The organism is Rhodococcus sp. 2H158 (assembly GCF_053764755.1).
Map to the genome: position 1 here is coordinate 1 of NZ_JBSNCE010000034.1, position 17,258 is coordinate 17,258.

At 63.5% G+C, this 17,258-nt stretch carries 17 protein-coding genes; 14 read left to right on the forward strand and 3 right to left on the reverse strand.

The window, feature by feature from the left end:
* Nucleotides 1-267: 267 nt before the first annotated feature.
* Nucleotides 268-957 carry a GntR family transcriptional regulator gene (locus ACWPOB_RS25025; protein WP_072636819.1) on the reverse strand — a complete coding sequence of 230 codons (690 nt, stop codon included), beginning with the start codon at nt 955-957 and terminating at the stop codon, nt 268-270.
* 262 nt (nt 958-1,219) lie between these two features.
* Nucleotides 1,220-1,708 (reverse strand): DUF3237 domain-containing protein, encoded by a 489-nt coding sequence (locus ACWPOB_RS25030; RefSeq protein ID WP_455402476.1) that lies wholly within the window; start codon nt 1,706-1,708, stop codon nt 1,220-1,222.
* An 89-nt stretch (nt 1,709-1,797) separates the two neighbouring features.
* On the opposite strand from ACWPOB_RS25030, the gene ACWPOB_RS25035 reads away from it, so the two are divergent.
* The 11 genes from ACWPOB_RS25035 (at nt 1,798) to ACWPOB_RS25085 (ending at nt 12,524) form a co-directional block, all read left to right on the forward strand.
* Nucleotides 1,798-2,121, forward strand: coding sequence for a 2Fe-2S iron-sulfur cluster-binding protein (locus ACWPOB_RS25035; RefSeq protein WP_206003395.1), 324 nt, complete (start codon nt 1,798-1,800; stop codon nt 2,119-2,121).
* Nucleotides 2,122-2,164: 43 nt separating this feature from the next.
* Nucleotides 2,165-2,395, forward strand: coding sequence for a hypothetical protein (locus ACWPOB_RS25040; RefSeq protein WP_072636789.1), 231 nt, complete (start codon nt 2,165-2,167; stop codon nt 2,393-2,395).
* 256 nt (nt 2,396-2,651) lie between these two features.
* Nucleotides 2,652-4,109 (forward strand): aromatic ring-hydroxylating oxygenase subunit alpha, encoded by a 1,458-nt coding sequence (locus tag ACWPOB_RS25045; protein WP_100054889.1) that lies wholly within the window; start codon nt 2,652-2,654, stop codon nt 4,107-4,109.
* A gap of 109 nt (nt 4,110-4,218) precedes the next feature.
* Nucleotides 4,219-4,725 carry a VOC family protein gene (locus ACWPOB_RS25050; RefSeq protein ID WP_100054888.1) on the forward strand — a complete coding sequence of 169 codons (507 nt, stop codon included), beginning with the start codon at nt 4,219-4,221 and terminating at the stop codon, nt 4,723-4,725.
* 14 nt (nt 4,726-4,739) lie between these two features.
* Nucleotides 4,740-5,504: an enoyl-CoA hydratase/isomerase family protein gene (locus ACWPOB_RS25055; RefSeq protein ID WP_455402477.1), complete on the forward strand. Its 765-nt coding sequence runs from the start codon at nt 4,740-4,742 to the stop codon at nt 5,502-5,504.
* Nucleotides 5,505-6,190: 686 nt separating this feature from the next.
* Complete coding sequence (locus tag ACWPOB_RS25060; RefSeq protein WP_377439031.1) at nt 6,191-7,558, forward strand: acyclic terpene utilization AtuA family protein; 1,368 nt, start codon at nt 6,191-6,193, stop codon at nt 7,556-7,558.
* A 12-nt stretch (nt 7,559-7,570) separates the two neighbouring features.
* Nucleotides 7,571-7,918, forward strand: a complete 348-nt coding sequence (locus tag ACWPOB_RS25065) for an AtuA-related protein (protein WP_072636785.1) — start codon at nt 7,571-7,573, stop codon at nt 7,916-7,918.
* A gap of 96 nt (nt 7,919-8,014) precedes the next feature.
* A complete protein-coding gene (locus ACWPOB_RS25070; RefSeq protein ID WP_100054887.1) occupies nt 8,015-9,211 on the forward strand; it encodes an acyl-CoA dehydrogenase family protein in 1,197 nt (398 codons plus the stop codon).
* Between the two features lie 54 nt (nt 9,212-9,265).
* On the forward strand, nt 9,266-10,840 hold the full coding sequence (locus ACWPOB_RS25075; RefSeq protein WP_455402478.1) for an AMP-binding protein: 1,575 nt from the start codon (nt 9,266-9,268) through the stop codon (nt 10,838-10,840).
* Nucleotides 10,833-11,651, forward strand: coding sequence for a ThuA domain-containing protein (locus tag ACWPOB_RS25080; protein ID WP_455402479.1), 819 nt, complete (start codon nt 10,833-10,835; stop codon nt 11,649-11,651). The genes ACWPOB_RS25075 and ACWPOB_RS25080 overlap by 8 nt, the downstream gene beginning before the upstream one ends.
* Before the next feature lie 69 nt (nt 11,652-11,720).
* Entirely contained in the window at nt 11,721-12,524 is an 804-nt protein-coding gene (locus tag ACWPOB_RS25085) for an enoyl-CoA hydratase/isomerase family protein (RefSeq protein WP_377439039.1), read from the forward strand.
* An 85-nt stretch (nt 12,525-12,609) separates the two neighbouring features.
* Here the strand turns inward: ACWPOB_RS25085 and ACWPOB_RS25090 are convergent, their stop codons facing one another.
* Nucleotides 12,610-13,371 (reverse strand): SDR family NAD(P)-dependent oxidoreductase, encoded by a 762-nt coding sequence (locus ACWPOB_RS25090; RefSeq protein WP_100054883.1) that lies wholly within the window; start codon nt 13,369-13,371, stop codon nt 12,610-12,612.
* Between the two features lie 168 nt (nt 13,372-13,539).
* On the opposite strand from ACWPOB_RS25090, the gene ACWPOB_RS25095 reads away from it, so the two are divergent.
* Genes ACWPOB_RS25095 through ACWPOB_RS25105 form a run of 3 tightly spaced genes read left to right on the forward strand, consistent with a single transcriptional unit; the run spans nt 13,540 to nt 17,216 of the window.
* Entirely contained in the window at nt 13,540-14,973 is a 1,434-nt protein-coding gene (locus ACWPOB_RS25095) for an FAD-dependent oxidoreductase (RefSeq protein ID WP_165037553.1), read from the forward strand.
* Nucleotides 14,974-14,987: 14 nt separating this feature from the next.
* Nucleotides 14,988-15,989 (forward strand): LLM class flavin-dependent oxidoreductase, encoded by a 1,002-nt coding sequence (locus tag ACWPOB_RS25100; RefSeq protein ID WP_100054881.1) that lies wholly within the window; start codon nt 14,988-14,990, stop codon nt 15,987-15,989.
* 12 nt (nt 15,990-16,001) lie between these two features.
* Nucleotides 16,002-17,216: an NAD(P)/FAD-dependent oxidoreductase gene (locus tag ACWPOB_RS25105; protein WP_455402480.1), complete on the forward strand. Its 1,215-nt coding sequence runs from the start codon at nt 16,002-16,004 to the stop codon at nt 17,214-17,216.
* The last annotated feature ends 42 nt before the right edge of the window (nt 17,217-17,258 follow it).

Here is a 17,258-nt window from a genome sequence, read left to right on the forward strand (position 1 = left end):
ATCGTTTCGATCGCAGCCGAGGCCACGGTGCGCGTGTATGGAATCGTAGTCCCGTGCTCACCTCGATGCCGATGGGGCGGGCGCATCAGGGAGTGAAAGCCCTTCACCACGGGATTCGGTCCTGATCTTCGTCGAGTCCTGCAGATGCATGCGACGGAAGCCCGTGCGGGACCTCTCCGCACGGGTAAGGGATCGGGTCAGGACAGGATCGGCGCGCGAGTCGCCATCGGCACGGCGCGGGCGATTCGGATGGTCAGACCGACATGCTCACGCGGCGGGGGGCGAGGACTGGGGAAGGGAGAGCAGGGCTTGGCTGAGCGACGAGCCGAGCATGTCCTGCAGCATCTGGCGGCTGGTCGAGCGGTGGGCATCCATCAGCGAGACGAGTCGCTCGGCGTCTTTCGCCTCAATTGCTTCGATCATCTTCTGGTGGTCCTCGGTGACCCTGCGGCGACGCTCAGTGTTCGACAGGTGCAGGCTTCGATAGGGGTCGGAAACTCTCCAGACCCGCTCGATCTCGGCCTTGAGGATGTTCAAGGGAGACCACGAGAACATGATGAAGTGAAACTCTCGGTTCGCCTTCACCAGGTTGTCGATCGATCCTGACTCTGCGGACTCGTGACAGCGCTTGTTCGCATCGCGCAGTTCCTGCAGCTGCGCCTCGTCGGGCCATGCGATCGACCGCAGCACCTCGCTTTCGAGGAAGGTGCGAAGCGCGTAGTACTGAAGAAGGTCGCCGGCGGAGAGTTTGGCGACGGCGTATCCCTGATTGGGCGTGCGCACCAGGACGCCATCGGATGCCAGGGCGCGCAGTGCCTCGCGAAGTGGTGTCCGGCTGACGTCGAGTCGCTCGGAGACGGCCCGCTGATCCACTCGCTGACCCGGTGAGAGTTCGCCGGTACGAATGAGGTCGTACAGCGAAGTGACCAGAGGATCCGCCGCAGCCGTGTCGTTCATGGTGTTCAATTCCCCATCTCCAAGGTGCCGCGGACGTCGAATAGCACGAATATTATCCGAAAAATTATGCAAACGCATCAGGTCGGTTCGGGTTCCCCGGCGGTTGTGGCCGGGTTCACGTGTATGCACTCGACTGTGCTGCTCGGTTTCGGTGGTTCGGAGGACGGACGTGGTGTTGCGGCTGATGGGGCCGAGAGTCTCATATCCGCCCGCGTGGGACGGTCGATTCCACCTTCGCGGCGACCGGATCGGGCGAGATGCGTCAGGCGAGTGTGTAGACCGTGTAGGAGACCCCGCCGTTACGGACGGTCCCGACGGATATGCAAACGAGACGGTTCATCCACGCGAATGCCGACTCCGAGGGGGCGCTGAACCGCGGAGCGGTGTGAACCTGCCCGTCGGCGCTCACGCCGTCGTACGTCATCAAGATCACGGTGCCGTCGGATGTCTGGAGCTGAGCGCGAACGTCGAGGGACATGGAGCCGTCGGGATGTTGCGTCACCCAATCTGATGCGCTGTTCACGACGCCGTGGAAGAACCCGTCGGGTCCCTCGCCACGGAATCGTCCTCCCGTCGCAGTCAGCAGATACCGATTGCCCTCCGGATGCCCGGGCGATGCCGTCCGTTCGGTGTCGAAGTCGACGGACAGTACGTGGCGAAGGGAAGGGATGGATTCTGTGCTCGTGTGCGACATCGCTCCGTTGTAGCAGACAACGGGACGAACGTCCCTTGCGATCCGCAAATTTTGCATGCAAGATGGTCGTCGAGAGTGGACCCCGTGCGAGAAGATCTCGGCCGGCGTCGGTCGATCACGAAGATCATTCGAGGAGGTTGCTGGCTGTGCCCATCATCACCGTTCTACCGCTCGGCGTGAAAATCGAAGTGGAGGAGGGAAAGAGCGTCTTCCATGCGGCGGTCGAGGCGGGGTATCGGTGGCCGACTGTGTGTCAGGGCCTGGGATCGTGCCGCACGTGTTACATGCAGGTCGTCGAGGGCGCGGACGGCTTCGAAGAGCCCGACGACTGGGAACAGGAAGGCCTGGAGGATCTGGAGAGCACGGTCGGCGGAGTACACGCCGGAGTGCGCCTGGCTTGTCAGGCCCTCGTCTGCGGTGAAGCAACAGTTCGCAAGACCGGCGTCAAGCCGCCCGCGAGCGGGGACTGACAGGCGCCGTGCAGAAGATGCACGAGAGCACAGGAGGAGAGTAATGGCAAAGCAATTCACCCATGCGGGGACCGGAGACGTCTACTCCCTTCGGGAGGACGGGCGTGTCGAGGTCAAGAGCGCCGCAACGGGAGAGACCGGGGTGTTCACCTCCGAGGGTGAGTATGTCGAGGGCGAGCTGTACTACGCCGAAATGGTCATGTGCCAGTTCGTCGGACGATCCTACCCGGCCGAGAATCCGCCTCCCGAAACGCGTGAGCCCCGCAATGCATGAAACGCCGGTCGCGAACCGGTAAGGATGTGTCGGCCGAGCCACGCTCCGGCTTCCGATCGACGCATGGCAGTCCCGAGGGCTGTCGATCTTGTGGATACATCGACGCAATGACGGAAATCGAATGACGGCCGTGCCGGAGCGGATCGCATTCCCACAGAGGTGAACCGGAAGCCAGGACCAGTGGACGGGACGTACCCGACATCCCTGGGCGGTCATATGGCTGCCGGTAGCACATCCTGCAAGAAAGGTTAGGACCATGACGGACAATACCCCACGCGCGGTGACGCCCGAACAGCAGGCGATCGACGACCTTGTCGCCAAGAAGGTCGAAGGCCGGCCCGGTCCGAGCTACCGCGACATCCTCGAGTCCGACGGTCATCCGGTTCCGGAGTATCTGGAGCTCGCCTGGCAGGACCTGGGGGATGAGAACATTCCGATCGAACGCTACATCTCGCCGGAGTTCGCCAAACTGGAAGCGGAACGCGTGTGGCGCAGGGTCTGGCAGATGGTGTGCCGCGAAGAGGACATCCCGAGGCCGGGCGACCACATCGTGTACGAGATCGTCGAAGACTCCTTTATTGTCACCCGTACGAATGACGGTTCCATCAAGGCCCTGCAGAACACCTGCCTGCATCGCGGACGAACCTTGCGGAGCCGAGACGGCCGGGTGCCCGAGTTCCGCTGCCCCTTCCACGGTCTCACTTGGAACCTCGACGGTGACCTGAAGGATCTTCCATGCGAGTGGGACTTCAAACATCTCGACAAGGGCAAGATGTCCCTGCCTCAGGCCAAGGTGGGCACCTGGGGCGGCTACGTCTTCATCAACATGGACCCCGACTGTGCGCCGCTCGAAGAATATCTCGAGGTGCTGCCCGAGCATTTCAAGATCACCGAGTATGAAACTCGAGTGAAGACGGCACATGTCGCGCAGATAATTCCATGCAACTGGAAGGTCGCCCAGGAAGCCTTCATGGAGGCCTGGCATTTGACTCAGACTCACCCGCAGTCGGCGCCGAGCGCTGGGGACGTCACAACTCAGGTCGACCTCTATGGGGACAATGTGGCCCGCACGCTTACGCCGGTGGGCGTCGCCAGCCCCAATCTCATCGGACTCGACGAACAGGACATCTACGACAACTACGTCGAAGGGCGCACCTTCTACCAGGAGCGCCTCGGCGTCCAGGGCACGAAGGACATCAAGAGGGAAGACGTCGACACGACGTTGCCCGAGGGTACGACGGCACGTCAGAAGATCACCGAGGAGATCCGGCGTACGGTCGGTGCCGCCATGGGTGCGGACTTGAGCGACACACCCCCGTACTTCCTGGTGGATGCCCTGGAGTACTTCCTCTTCCCCAACTTCTTCCCGTGGTCCCAGAAGCAGACCAACCAGGTCTATCGCTTCCGCCCCAACGGTCTCGACCCGGACTCCTGCATTGCCGAAGTCATGTTCCTGACTCCCGTCCCCGACGGTGCCGAGCGCCCCAAGCCGGCGAAGATCACTTGGTTGGAGCCGGGTATGGACTGGGTGGACGCGAAGGATCTGGGTCGGATCGCATCGACGATCAACCAGGACACCCTCAACGTCCCCGAAGTCCAGAAGGGCTTGAAAGCGCTGTCGCGCACTCAGGACAGCATCCCGCTCGCGTCGTACCAGGAGAGCCGCATCCGGCATTTCCACCACACGCTGACCAAGTGGATCGAAAAGGACTGACCACCGGCCGATTGCGCGCGTTCCTCCGCAGCATTCCGGTCGACGGGCGTGTCTCGACACCCGCCGACCGGGATGCGTGCGCACTACAACACGAACGGAGCTGCCTTTCATGCCGAACACGCAGTTTCCGATGGCAGACCTGTTCCACGTCGGGGTCGTCGTCGAGGACATCCACGAGGCCATTGCTGCATACAGCGCAACCGGGGCGACCTTCACGGAAGTTCGTGACATCACCCTGGAGGTGGTGCTCGACGGCGTCCGCCGGACCGAACACATGTTCGCTGCGTACACCAAACAAGGGCCGCCCTACCTCGAGCTGATCCAAGAACTCGAGGGGAACATCTGGGGATCGGACGCACTCGATCTCAACCACCTCGGCTATTGGGCGGAAGACGTCGAGGCGACGGCAAAGACTCTCGAACAGGCGGGTTTCACGCTCCGGATGATGCCGCCGGCGAGTCCGCCCCGGATCGCATACCTGTCCGGCCCTGGGAGCATCTGGGTGGAACTCTGTGGTCCAGGTGTGCGGACCATGCTCGCAGAATGGCTCACCACTTCATATGCCGGACCGGATTCTCTGCCCGTCCGCCCTCCGGCGTTGCCCACTCGATCATGACAGGAGCCGAGCCGATGGCCGACGTGTTGATCCGCGAGGAGAAGGACGGAATTCTCTTTCTCCAACTCAATCGACCCGAGCAGCGAAATGCCGTCAACAGCGAGCTGCGCCGACTGCTCAGCCAGGCAATGAACGATTTCGCGGCCGATACTTCCTTGCGCGTTGCCGTCATCACTGGTTCTGGTACCAAGTCCTTCTGCGCCGGAGCAGATTTGAAGGAATTGGCGGAGAACAGGGTGGGGCAGCCACCGCGGGACTACTTCGCAGACTTCGGCCCCGATGACTTCATCGAAAAGCCGGTGATCACCGCGGTGAACGGATACGCCTTGGCGGGCGGATTCCGTCTCGCGCAATTCGGTGATCTGTGCATCGCGTCGGAAAACGCTTCCTTCGGCATCTCCGAGGCAAAGTGGAGCCGAGGCGCGCCGTGGGCGGCCCCGTTGGTGAACATGATTCCGAGGCGCATCATGGCCGAACTCCTCCTCACCGCACAGCCTATACCTGCGCAGAGGGCCTACGACGTCGGTCTCGTCAACGAGGTCGTTCCCGAAGAGCGACTCATCCCACGGGCGTGGGAACTCGCCGAGACCATCGCGAACAACGCACCGCTCTCGCTCTCCGCCTCGAAGTGGTTGATGAGGGTGGGCGCGGAGGCTGGGGTGGGTGCTACGGGGAAGATCGCCGCCGAGATCTTCAGGCACGTGTATGCCAGCGAGGACGCCCTCGAAGGGCCTCGTGCCTTCCGGGAGGGCAGGAAGCCGCAGTGGAAGGGGCGGTGAGACTGCACAATTGTCGCGCACACAGAACAGGGACCGAGCCGGGATGCCACCCGCTGCGTTGATTCGGCGCTGCGGGGTCGCCGCCGAGACTCGATTCGGCGGCTGACGTCCATGACTCGAGCGGGCGCGTTGCTCGATGAGTGGTGCCACCGGACCTGTGGCAGCGCACCGACGGGCGGGTCCCAGACTGCGTGCGCAATGCCGTGCATCTTCTTTCGGTACGCGACCCTCCCGCTGTGCTCGACGATTCGGCCGGAATCTTCGCTACGCGAGGTGATCGGGCGGGTCGCGAGCACCCCCACGATGGGGGGACCCCGTCTGATCCCGGCGGTGCGGACCGGGACGTCGACCTCCGGCACCAGGTGGGCGGCACAGACATTGTAGAACCGATACGCGGCAACATGGATCGAGTGCCGCAGCCCGTCGCATCCCAGCAGGCCCGTATGCCTGAGATCATCCGATTCGCAAGGGTTCCGGTCTCTTCCCGATACCGATACGGCAGGGGTCCGGGTGTCGTCATGCCCCTGCTGCCTGCGAAGTGCCGGTCCTCGTGCCGGTTGCACACGGTCGCTCACCACCGCCCCGCCGCTCACAGCCCCAGCATCTGTGACGGCGGCCCAGCGGTTGCATGCAGACATTTATGCATGCAATAATTTCGGCCACAAGTTCGATAAGCGGTGAAGGATGTGAAGCTGGTGAAGTCCGTACGAATCGGGGGCGGAATGGGCTACTGGGGCGACGACATCGCTGCGCCGCTTCGTCTCGTCCGAGACGGCAATCTCGACTACTTGGTGATGGACTATCTGGCCGAAGTGACCATGTCCATTCTGCAGAAGCAGCGCCGTCGAGATCCCAACGCAGGTTACGCGACCGACATCGTCGATGTGATCCGTTCGGTGCTCCCGGATGCGGTCGAGAAGGGCGTCAAGATCGTTTGCAACGCAGGCGGTGTCAACCCCCTGGGGTGCGCGGAGGCAGTGGCGCGGGTTGCAGACGAGTTGGGTTTGCGTGATCGAGTGAAGATCGCCGCCATCACCGGAGACGACCTTCTCGGACGGATCGAGGAGCTGCAGGCCGCGGGGGTAACTCTCGACAACACCGAGACCGGCCAGTCGCTGCAGGAGATCGGAGGAGAACTTGCCTCCGCCAACGCCTACATCGGCGCCGAGCCGGTTGTCACGGCACTCGAGTCCGGTGCCACCATCGTCATCGCCGGTCGCGTCGCCGATCCGTCCATGACGTTGGGGGCCCTGCGCTTCGAGCATGGCTGGCACGCCGATGACTGGGACCGGCTGGCGGCCGGCATCGTCGCGGGGCACCTCATCGAGTGCGGCGCTCACAGCACCGGCGGCAATCATCAGGCGGGGTGGGAGAGAGTTCCGGCGATGGAGGACATCGGATTCCCCATCGTCGAGGTCGATGCCTCGGGGCGGATCGTCTTCGGCAAGGTCCCCGGCTCCGGCGGCCTGGTCGATCGCGAGACGACCATCGAACAGCTCCTGTACGAGATCGGTGACCCCACTGCGTATCTCACCCCGGATGTGTCATGTGACTGGACCAGCTTCACGGTGACGGATCTCGGTGACGACCAGGTGGAGATCGTCGGCTGCACAGGTTCCCCGCCACCGGAAACCCTGAAGGTCTCGGCTGCGTATCGAGATGGCTATTCGGCGACGTCGATGTTTCTGTATTCGGCCCCGAATGCTCCCGGGCGGGCGAAGAAGGCCCTGGATGTCATTTCGCATCGAGTCAATCGCCTGTGCCTGGATCTCGAGCCCATTCACAGCGATCTCATCGGCATGGGGGCCGTCCACGGTCCCCGTACACCGAAGACGTACGAAGGCGAGCCGAACGAGGTTGTCCTGCGCGTCGGTTTCCGTTCCCGGAATCGTGCCGATGTCTCTCGGGCCGTAGCGGAATTGAGCACGGTCTTCCACGGCCCCCCCGGCAAGACCAATCTCGTCTCGGGTCGGGCACGGGTGTCCGAAACATTGGGCTATTGGCCCACGGTCGTGCCGCGCAATCTGGTCAAGACCGACGTTGTGACGATCTGAAGGAGGCTGCAGATGAAGGTTGCCGTGGGTGACATCGCCTACGCCCGTTCCGGTGACAAGGGCGGAATGTCCAACATCGGTGTCGCGGCGCGACGGCCCGTCTTCTATCCTGCTCTGGTGCGCGAGCTCACGGCCGCGCGGGTCCAGGAGTACTTCTCCGACCGGGCGAAGTCGACCGACCGTTACGAAGTGCCGAATCTCGAGGCATTGAACTTCCTGCTACACGGCATTCTCGGCAAGGGCGGGACGAGCACGCTGCGACTCGATCCCCAGGGAAAGGCCCTCGCCGATGCCATGTGCTTCCTGCAGATAGATCTGACCGAGGAAGAGGCCGCCGCGTTCGTCGGCGATCGTACCTGAGCAGGCCCCTTCTTCGCTTTCCCGCTGTGAACCACTGCCTACCCCGAACCCTGTATCCGTGACTGCCTTTGCGGTCCGACACCGAAGGTCGACGACATGACCATCAAGCCCGAGCACCTTCCCATCACGACAGTGGGCCACGAGAGCATCCGCGAGGCCATTCGAGCGATCAACGCCAAGTTCCCGCTCGAATACTGGTCGGAGAAGGAGAAGAAGGAAGAGTTCCCGCAGGAGTATTACGACGAGTTCGTCAAGGGTCGCTGGACGACCATGTCCGTGCCCGAGGAATTCGGCGGCGGCGGCGCTACGATCAGCGAAACCGCGGCAATGCTCGAGGAGGTCGGCGCGGGCGGGGGAGCTACGGCGGCGTGCAGCACCGTGCATTCCTCGTCTATCGCTCTGTCGTCGATCATCAAGTACGGCAGCCAGACGGTCAAGGACCGGTATCTGCAGCGAATGATCGACGGAGATCTCGTCGTGAGCTTCGGTGTCACCGAGCCGAACGCCGGGACCGACACCACCCGGATCGCCACGTCTGCGGAGCGAAAGGACGACCATTACATCGTCAACGGCGCCAAGGTCTGGAACTCGCACGCGCAAAGGGCCGAGAAGGTTCTCCTGCTCTGCCGGACGTCTCCCCGCGGCGAGAACGGCGCCAAGCCCGCCGACGGGCTGACCATGCTCATGGCGGATCTCCACGTGCCCGAAGTGACGATTCGCAAGATCGACAAGCTCGGCCGCAACGCGGTCGATTCCAACGAGGTGTGGTTCGACAACCTGCAGGTTCCTCTCGACGACCTCGTCGGCACCGAGGGGCGCGGCTTCTATCAGATCCTGTCGAGCGTCAACACCGAGAGAATCCTGCTCGCCGCGGAGTGTGTCGGAATGGGGCGCTGGTGCCTGGAGCGTGCTGTCACGTACGCCGGCGAACGCGTGGTGTTCGATCGCCCGATCGGTAAGAACCAGTCCGTGTCCCATCCGTTGGCGCAGTCGTACATCGAACTGCAGGCGGCGGCACTCGCCGTTCGCGAAGCTGCCGCCGCCTACGATGCAGGGGCTCCGGCCAAGGAGATCGGTCGCTTGGCGAACACCGCGAAGTTCCTCGCATCGGAAGCTGCTTTCAAGGCCGCAGACAACGCCATGCAGGTCCATGGTGGGTACTCGTTTGCGACGGAATACCACATCGGTCGGCACTGGATCGAGCTGCGCCCGCACAAGATCGCTCCCGTCAACAATCAGATGGTGCTCAACTTCATTGCAGACACCGTCCTGGGCCTGCCGAAGTCGTACTGACGGGTGAACCGGTGCAGCTCTGACAGAACCCAACGACGGAATGGAGGAGGCCAGATGATCGAGGCCGTGGACCCACTGGTGATCGACGGGTATCTCGTTCGAGCAGCGGAGCGGTCCCCGAACCACCCGGCTGTGTCCGACGGGGACCGGCACCTCACGTACGGCGAGTTCGATGAGCGCGTCACCAGGCTGGCTCGCGTGCTCGCCGAACTCGGCGTCGGATACGGTGATCGCGTCGCCATGCTCATGGACAACAGCATCGAGAATGCCATCTGTCTCTTCGCTGCGCCGAGGATCGGTGCCATGGCTGCGCCGATCAACAACCGGTTGACGGCGGCAGAAGTCGCCTACATCGTGGCGGACCTCGAGCCGGTGGTCGTTGTGGTCGACGCAGCCCATCTCGCCAAACTGGATCGGATCGGCTCGAACGCGGGAGTCGAGCACATCATGGTTGTCGGGGGCGGTGTCCGGTCCGATGCTGTATCGGTGGCGCCGGCGATTCGGTCCGTCGTGTCGTACGAGGAGTGCGTCGCCGCGGCGAATTCGGACAGGCTCGTCGTGAACATCGATGCTCGTGACGGGGCATTCATCCTTTACACCTCGGGGACCACGGGTAAGCCGAAGGGCGCTGTTCTCGGTCACGCCGGATATGTCGCCAACACCCTGGGCATCCTTCATGCGATGCGAATGACCAGTCGCGACGAACTGCGTCACATCGGCGTGCCCATGTTCCACTCAGGCGGTCTGAACAGCATTCTCCAGCAGATCGTGCTCGGAGCGCCAGCACTGATCACCGAACCTGGCGGGTACGCGGCCGACGCGCTGGTCGATCTCTGGGCGAAACACAGCGTGTTCACCGCCTTCCTCACACCCACACAGTGGGGTCAGGTCTGCGACGTGCCAGGCGTACGAGAGCGCAACCTCGCACTGGGACGGTTGATCTGGGGTACGTCCAAACCTCCCGCATCGGTTCTCGCCCGCATGCAGGAGACCTTCCCCGGGGTGCCCGTCTACGCCAATTTCGGCATGACGGAGACCAGCGGGACCACATGCTCGCTTGCTCCCGAGTACGCCCTCTCGAAGATCCACACCGTCGGCCGACCGGTCGGCCACATCCAGGTGCGGGTCGTGGGGCCGGACCTGCGCGATGTCCCGACGGGCGAGGTCGGTGAGATCGTCTACCAGGGTCCGCCGGTGATGCGCGAATATTGGCGAAACAAGAAGGCCACTGCCGAAGCCTTCACCGGTGGGTGGTTCCATTCGGGCGACTTGGGGCGGTTCGACGAGGACGGCTTCCTGATTGTCGTCGACCGGCTCAAGGACATGATCGTCTCGGGTGGCGAAAACATCTACGCCTCCGAAGTGGAGGCGGCGCTCGTCTCACACCCCAAGGTCGCCGAAGTCGTCGTGGTCGGTGTTCCGCATCCGAAGTGGGTCGAGACGCCGCGCGCGGTCGTGGTACCGACGGACCCGGATGATCCGCCCAGCCTCGAAGAGCTTCAGGACCACGTCAGGCCTGTGTTGGCCTCGTACAAGAAGCCCACCTCACTGACCATCGCGTCGTCATTGCCGAGAAACACCATGGGTAAACTGCTCCGCAACAAGATCAAGGATGATCAGAGTGTCTGACGAGACAGAGTTGGGAAACACAGACCGGAAGACCGCCGACCGCCTCGAGGTCCTGCTCATTACGGGAGGTCATGCGTTCGACCGGGAACCGTTCCTGGCGGCGTGGCAGTCCGACCACGGGTTGCACGTCACGCACCTGGAACACCCGTCTGCGACCGACGCCATCGCTGACGGCAGTGCGGCAGAGTACGACGCCGTCGTCTTCTACGACATGCCAGGAGTAGATCCGCGGGGGCCGGCGAAGCCGACTCGATTGCCGCCGGGTGTCCAGGAGGGATTCGGAGAACTGACCCGTCGCGGCGTCGGGCTTGTCTTCCTTCATCATGCGCTCGCCTCCTGGCCCGCGTGGGAGGGGTACGCCGAGTTGGTCGGCGGTCGGTACCACTTCTGGCCCGGCAGTCTCCGAGGCATCGACTGGCCCGACTCGGGCTACCTGCACGACACCCAGCACAACGTCACCGTGGTGGCGTCCGACCACCCTGTCACCAGGGGAGTGCAGTCGACGTTCAGCATCCGCGACGAGTTGTATCTGTTTGCCCTACTCGAAGACTCGGTCACACCGCTGGTGACGAGCGACTTCGATTTCCGATCGAAGAACTTCCTCTCCACGGGCCGTGCGATGCTCGGACACAAGTTCGACCGGGAGGGATGGACGCACCCGAAGGGCTCCAACCTGGTCGGGTGGGTACGCGAACAGGATCGGAGCCGGATCGTCTACATCCAGCCGGGAGACGGCGTGGGAGCGTACGGTGACCCCAACATCCGGGCTCTGTGGTTCAACGGCGTGCGCTGGGCCGCCCGGCGTACGTGACATTCGTTGTGGGCCGGTCTATCCGGTGTCAACCGCATCGTCCGAGGTTGAAGAAGGTGGAGGTAGGAGATGAGCGTCGTCGAAGTCAGGGATGAGGGCACCGTTCGTGTCATCACCCTCAATCGTCCGGATCGCCGCAATGCCACGAGTCCGGAGCTGATGACTGCGTTGAACGATGCACTTCCGATGCCGAACGACGCCGTCCGAGCCGTGATCGTCACCGGTAACGGACCCTCTTTCAGCTCCGGGGGGGACATCAAGGCCAAGCCGCTTCCGATCGAGCCCGGATCGCGCCGCATGCGCGAGGTCTTCAACCCGACGATGCTCAGGCTGGCGACGCTGCCATTGCCGATCATCGCCGCGGTCAACGGTCCGGCACTGGGCGCGGGGCTCTCCCTGGCTCTCGTCGCTGATATGCGAGTGGCCTCACGCCACGCGGTCTTCTCCTCCGGATTCGTGGACGTGGGCTTGGCGACCGACACCGGCGCGAGCTTCTTTCTGCCGCGTCTGATCGGATACGGCCGCGCATTCGAACTGTTGACGACGGGCCGAAAGGTCGGGCCGGCGGAGGCGCTCGATATGGGACTGGTCAACCGTGTCGTCGATCCGGATCACCTCATGGCCTCGTCCATGGAGCTCGCGCAGTTGCTGGCGGCCAAACCCGGCGTCGCGGTTCCGGCTGTGAAGGAGCTGTTGGGGATGGCAGCACGCAATACCGTTGCGGAACAGCTCGAGGCCGAAGCCGCAATGTACGACCGCACGGCGACACATCCACACCGGATTGCGGCCAAGCAAGCGATGGTCGCCAAGATGTCCCGCACCGGCGCCGAGCCGGCGCCGGCGTCCGCTCCGCCCGGTTCTCCCACTTCGTAGTGACCAGCGCGTTGTCGCCCCGAGGTCTGCTCCGCATATCGGGTGCGGAGCAGACCGTCTCGCTGCTCCGAAGACCAGGGCTCGATCAGATCGGGATCCGCTTGGTGAGCCCGCCGTCGGCCACGATGTTCGCGCCCGTCACGAGCGCCGCGACCGGGCTCGCGACGAAGGCAACGATGCGGGCCACCTCCTCGGGCATGCCCATCCGGCCGCGGGGGATCTGCCCCACGATGCTCTCGTAGTAGTCGGGACGTTCCGATCGCACCCGATCCCACGGTCCGCCCTCGAAGAAGATCGGACCAGGGGAGACGGCGTTGACCCGGATCCCCTGGGGAGCAAGAGTCTTCGACAGACCCGCGCACTGGTGGATGAGAGCGGCCTTCATGGCCCCGAACGGAGCAGCGGGGTTTGCGAACGATTCGATTGCCGCGGTGCTGCTGATGGCGACGACCGAGGCCGCAGAGGACTCCGCGAGATGCTTCGTAGCGTGCTCTACGAGGCGGGAGAATCCGAGCACGTCGATGTCGATGTTGCGTCGCCAGGCTTCCTCGCCCACACCGGCCGCTCCACTTGCGTTGTGGACGACGATGTCGATTCCGCCCAGAGACGATGCTGCTGCGTCTACCCACGGGCCGATGGCCGTTCCATCTGCGATGTCCACGACGTGAGCGACAGCGCGTCCACCATGCGAAGTGAGCTGATCGACGGCGGTATCGAGTGTCGACCTGGTCCGCCCACAGATCGCCACCGAGCAACCTTCCTGGGCGAACTGGTCCGCGATGGCGAGGCCGATTCCGCTGCCTCCGCCCGTGATCACAACGCGCAAGCCCTTCAAGCCCAGATCCATACCCAACCCTTCCGATGTACTCGCGGAAGTGACGTGCCTACAGGCTCGATCGACGGGTTGTCGAAGCGTCCCCTTCCGGCTACATTACTCAATATAGCATGCAAAGTAGTATGCGATTTGTATCGCGTCTCTCGGTAGACGACCGCCCGCACTCGAAGAGGAGCAGTGATGGCAGATTTCGATGTCGACGTATTCGTGATCGGGTCGGGGGGCGCCGGGCTTGCCGCCGCCGTCGCCGCCAGGGAGGCAGGCGCGGAACGTGTCATGATCTGCGAATCCGAAAGTGTTGTCGGCGGTTCGTCACGCCTGTCGGGTGGCTTGTTCATGGCGGCCGGCAGCAGGGCCCAGCAGGCCGACGGCATTGAGGACGACGTCGACACCTTCCTGTACGACTATCTGCACTGGAACAACTACGATGTGGACTTGGGACCGGTCAAGACTCTGGTCGAGAACGCAGGAGCCACGGTCGACTGGTTGGAAGGGCACGGAGTCGAGTTCGCCGACCGTCTGATCTACACGAGCACCGAGCGCAACAAGCGTGGCCACATCCCCTTGGGCGGTGGCCAGGCGATTGTCGACGCAATGCACACCGTGGCGAAGCGGCTCGGCATCGACATCGCGATCGGCCAGCGGGTCGACCGTCTCCTCGTCGAGGATCGCAAGGTCGTCGGTGCTGCGGTGGGCGACGACGAGATCCGGGCAAAGGCCGTCGTGGTGGCCACCGGTGGCTTCGGAGCGAACAACGAGCGTGTCGCGAAGTACACCCCCTCCGTATGGTACGAAGGCTGGTCCTGGTACATCGGGGCCGACGGTGCTCGCGGAGACGCGCTCGATTTCGCTGAGGCGATCGGTGCGCAATTGACCGGATTCGACCACTGCCTGCGTACCCTTGCCCCGAATTTCGCTCCGAACAAGCTCAATGAAGCCTTCCAGCCTGGGTGGTGCATGTTGGTCACCGAGGACGGGCACAGGTTCCTCGACGAATCGATGCCATACGCGGTCGTCGACGAGCGGATCAATCACGTGGGCAACCGGGCCTTCATGATCTTCGACAACGCAGCGATGCACCCGCCGGCCGAACTTGCCGATCGTTATCGGAGTCCCTACCGACAGAACTGGCCGGACCGCGACGAGTTCCGTCCGAAGAACTACGTCCCCGACCTCGTCGAGGAGATGGTGCAGAAGGGGCGGATGTTCGCGGGCGACACCGTCGAGGACGCCGCCGCGCATGCCGGTCTCAACCCGGGCGTCGTCGCGGGTGCAGTGGCGCGCTACAACCGCATGTGCGCCGAAGGCGTCGACCACGACTATCTCAAGCCGACGAAGTTCCTGTTGCCGATTTCCACCGGGCCGTACTACATCGCCGAGGTTCGGCCTTGCACCGTCAACTGGACTGCCTACGGGTTCCGCATCGACGACACCGCGCGCGTACTGCACCAGAACGGCACGGAAATCCAAGGACTCTACGCAGCCGGTGAGTGCACCGGCGGTGTGCTCGGTGGCGCATACGTCGGTAGCGGCAACTCGATCGCCAACTCCTACACGATCGGTCGAGTCGCGGGGTCCGAGGCGGCAATCTATGCCGCATCCGTCGAAGGCTGATCGGAGCGCTCCGCGTGGAACTCGGACTTCGATACGACATGCGCGCGCCGGACTTCGGCGCACCGATCGCAGATCTGTACTCGGCTGCCCTCGAGCAGTGTGCATGGGCAGATTCGCTGGGCTTCGACGCTGTGCACGTCGCCGAGCATCACGGAACCGAGGATGGCTATCTCCCATCCTCCCTCGTCTTCTGCAGTGCGGTGGCGGCCCGAACCAAGCGGATCGGGCTGCAACCTTCCGCGCTGCTGGTGACGCTGCACGATCCGCTTCGCCTTGCCGAGGATCTTGCCGTGATCGACATCCTCAGTGGCGGTGGGCGGCTCAACGTCGTCGCCGGCATCGGATACCTCGAACGGGAATTCGAGATGTTCGGAGTCGACTTCGCAACGCGAGCACGAACCTTCGAGACGAAGATCGACGTTCTGCGCACGGCATTGCGGGGCGTGCCGTTCGAGTACGAAGGCCGGACCGTTGTCGTCTCGCCGGCACCGCTCGGCGACGGCCCCACGATCAGCATCGGCGGTAGTGCTCCGCCGTCTGCACGTAGGGCCGCCCGGTTGGGACTGCCGTACGTCCCCACATCGAGAGAGCTCTACGAACTCTATGAGGAAGAACTTGCCAAGGCGGGCAAACCTGCACCGGCACCGTTCCGGAACCATACCCCGACATTCGTGCATCTGGCCGAGGATCCGGAGAGGGCCCTTGCCGTCGTCGGTCCTCACGTGATGCACACCTCGAATATGTATGCTCGGTGGGCGATGTCGAGGTCCGATGCGGCGAACGGCAACTACAGACCGATGACTTCGCTGGATCAGGTGAGGCAGGATCCAGACATCTGGATCATCACTCCCGAAGAGTGCCTGAGTCGGCTCGAGGGGTTCGGTGAACACGACGAATTGCGTTTTCACCCGCTGTTCGGGGGGCTGGATCCCGACGAGTCCTGGGAGAGTCTGCGCCTTTTCGAGGACCGTGTTCTGCCGAAACTGATTGCGAACGGCTCCTTCACGAAAACATGAGGAAAAACTGTCATGAAGAACTTCGTCGTGGTCGGTGCATCGCTGGCGGGATTGCGTGCCGTCGAAGCAGCACGAAAGGATGGCTTCGACGGCCGGATCACGCTCATCGGGGGAGAGGAGCACCTTCCGTACGACCGGCCACCGCTGAGTAAGCAATTCCTCTACGAAGACGACGAGCTCGATACCACGTTCCGGTCTCGGAGCTACCTGCGCGACGATTTGGGTGTCGATCTTCGGCTCGGCACATGGGCACGAGGGCTGGACATCCGCGAAAAGCGCGTTCAACTGGACACGGGCGAGATAGGTTATGACGCTTTGGTCGTGGCAACCGGTTCCAGGGTCCGCACTCTGAGCGACAACGATCACCTCGACGGAGTCCACACCCTCCGCACGGTCGACGATGCCCGTGCCGTCCGTGCGGCACTCGCAAGCGCTGTGCACGTCGTGGTGGTAGGCGCGGGTTTCATCGGAGCAGAGATTGCCTCGGCCGCTCGCCGACGCGGCCTCGACGTCACCATCGTCGAGGCAGCACCCGTACCGCTCGTCCGCGCGCTCGGTGACGAGATGGGGGAGGCATGCTCGGCCCTGCACGTTCGCAACGGAGTTCGGCTGATCTGTGGGGCGCACGTCCAGGAGATCGAGGGGACACGTCGGGTCGAGGCGGTCCGACTCGGGGACGGCACAAGACTTCCGGCGGACCTCGTCGTCGTCGGCATCGGTGCGGATCCTGCGACGGCGTGGCTCGAGAGTTCGGGCATCGCCGTCGAACGGGGCCTGACATGTGACGCCACCCTGGCCACCTCGGCAGAGGGTGTGTACGGTGCCGGCGACATCGTAAGCTGGCACAACCGAACTTTCGGCCAGTCGATGCGCCTCGAGAACTGGACCAGCGCCGCCGAGCAGGGCCGTATGGCCGCGCGCAATGCACTTGGACTGGGCGAGCCCACCGCATATGCGACTGTGCCGTACTACTGGACGCACTGGTACGGAATGTCGCTGCAGTTCGTCGGTCTTCCCACCGCCGAGGAGACCCAGGTGGTCTCGGGCTCGGTGGACTCCGACAAGTGGGTGACTCTCTATCGACTGAACGATCGGCTGGTGGGTGCTCTGGCTGTCAATTCACCTTCGGTGATCATGAAGTGCCGCATGATGATCAACAACGGTGTCTCGTGGCAGGAGGGGCTCGACTTCATGGCAGAGCGCCGGCGGGCCTCGTCCGGAGTGTGAATGGACCAGCCGCCGGGTGGCGGGCCACCTCCTCGGGCGGCA

Bases quoted from the DNA above. Each gene is read 5' to 3' on its own strand.
- ACWPOB_RS25055 (WP_455402477.1), top strand. From the start codon at position 4,740: ATGGCCGACGTGTTGATCCGCGAGGAGAAGGACGGAATTCTCTTTCTC.
- ACWPOB_RS25050 (WP_100054888.1), top strand. From the start codon at position 4,219: ATGCCGAACACGCAGTTTCCGATGGCAGACCTGTTCCACGTCGGGGTC.
- ACWPOB_RS25025 (WP_072636819.1), bottom strand. From the start codon at position 957: ATGAACGACACGGCTGCGGCGGATCCTCTGGTCACTTCGCTGTACGAC.
- ACWPOB_RS25030 (WP_455402476.1), bottom strand. From the start codon at position 1,708: ATGCAAAATTTGCGGATCGCAAGGGACGTTCGTCCCGTTGTCTGCTAC.
- ACWPOB_RS25075 (WP_455402478.1), top strand. From the start codon at position 9,266: ATGATCGAGGCCGTGGACCCACTGGTGATCGACGGGTATCTCGTTCGA.
- ACWPOB_RS25090 (WP_100054883.1), bottom strand. From the start codon at position 13,371: ATGGATCTGGGCTTGAAGGGCTTGCGCGTTGTGATCACGGGCGGAGGC.
- ACWPOB_RS25105 (WP_455402480.1), top strand. From the start codon at position 16,002: ATGAAGAACTTCGTCGTGGTCGGTGCATCGCTGGCGGGATTGCGTGCC.
- ACWPOB_RS25040 (WP_072636789.1), top strand. From the start codon at position 2,165: ATGGCAAAGCAATTCACCCATGCGGGGACCGGAGACGTCTACTCCCTT.
- ACWPOB_RS25095 (WP_165037553.1), top strand. From the start codon at position 13,540: ATGGCAGATTTCGATGTCGACGTATTCGTGATCGGGTCGGGGGGCGCC.
- ACWPOB_RS25045 (WP_100054889.1), top strand. From the start codon at position 2,652: ATGACGGACAATACCCCACGCGCGGTGACGCCCGAACAGCAGGCGATC.
- ACWPOB_RS25070 (WP_100054887.1), top strand. From the start codon at position 8,015: ATGACCATCAAGCCCGAGCACCTTCCCATCACGACAGTGGGCCACGAG.
- ACWPOB_RS25085 (WP_377439039.1), top strand. From the start codon at position 11,721: ATGAGCGTCGTCGAAGTCAGGGATGAGGGCACCGTTCGTGTCATCACC.
- ACWPOB_RS25065 (WP_072636785.1), top strand. From the start codon at position 7,571: ATGAAGGTTGCCGTGGGTGACATCGCCTACGCCCGTTCCGGTGACAAG.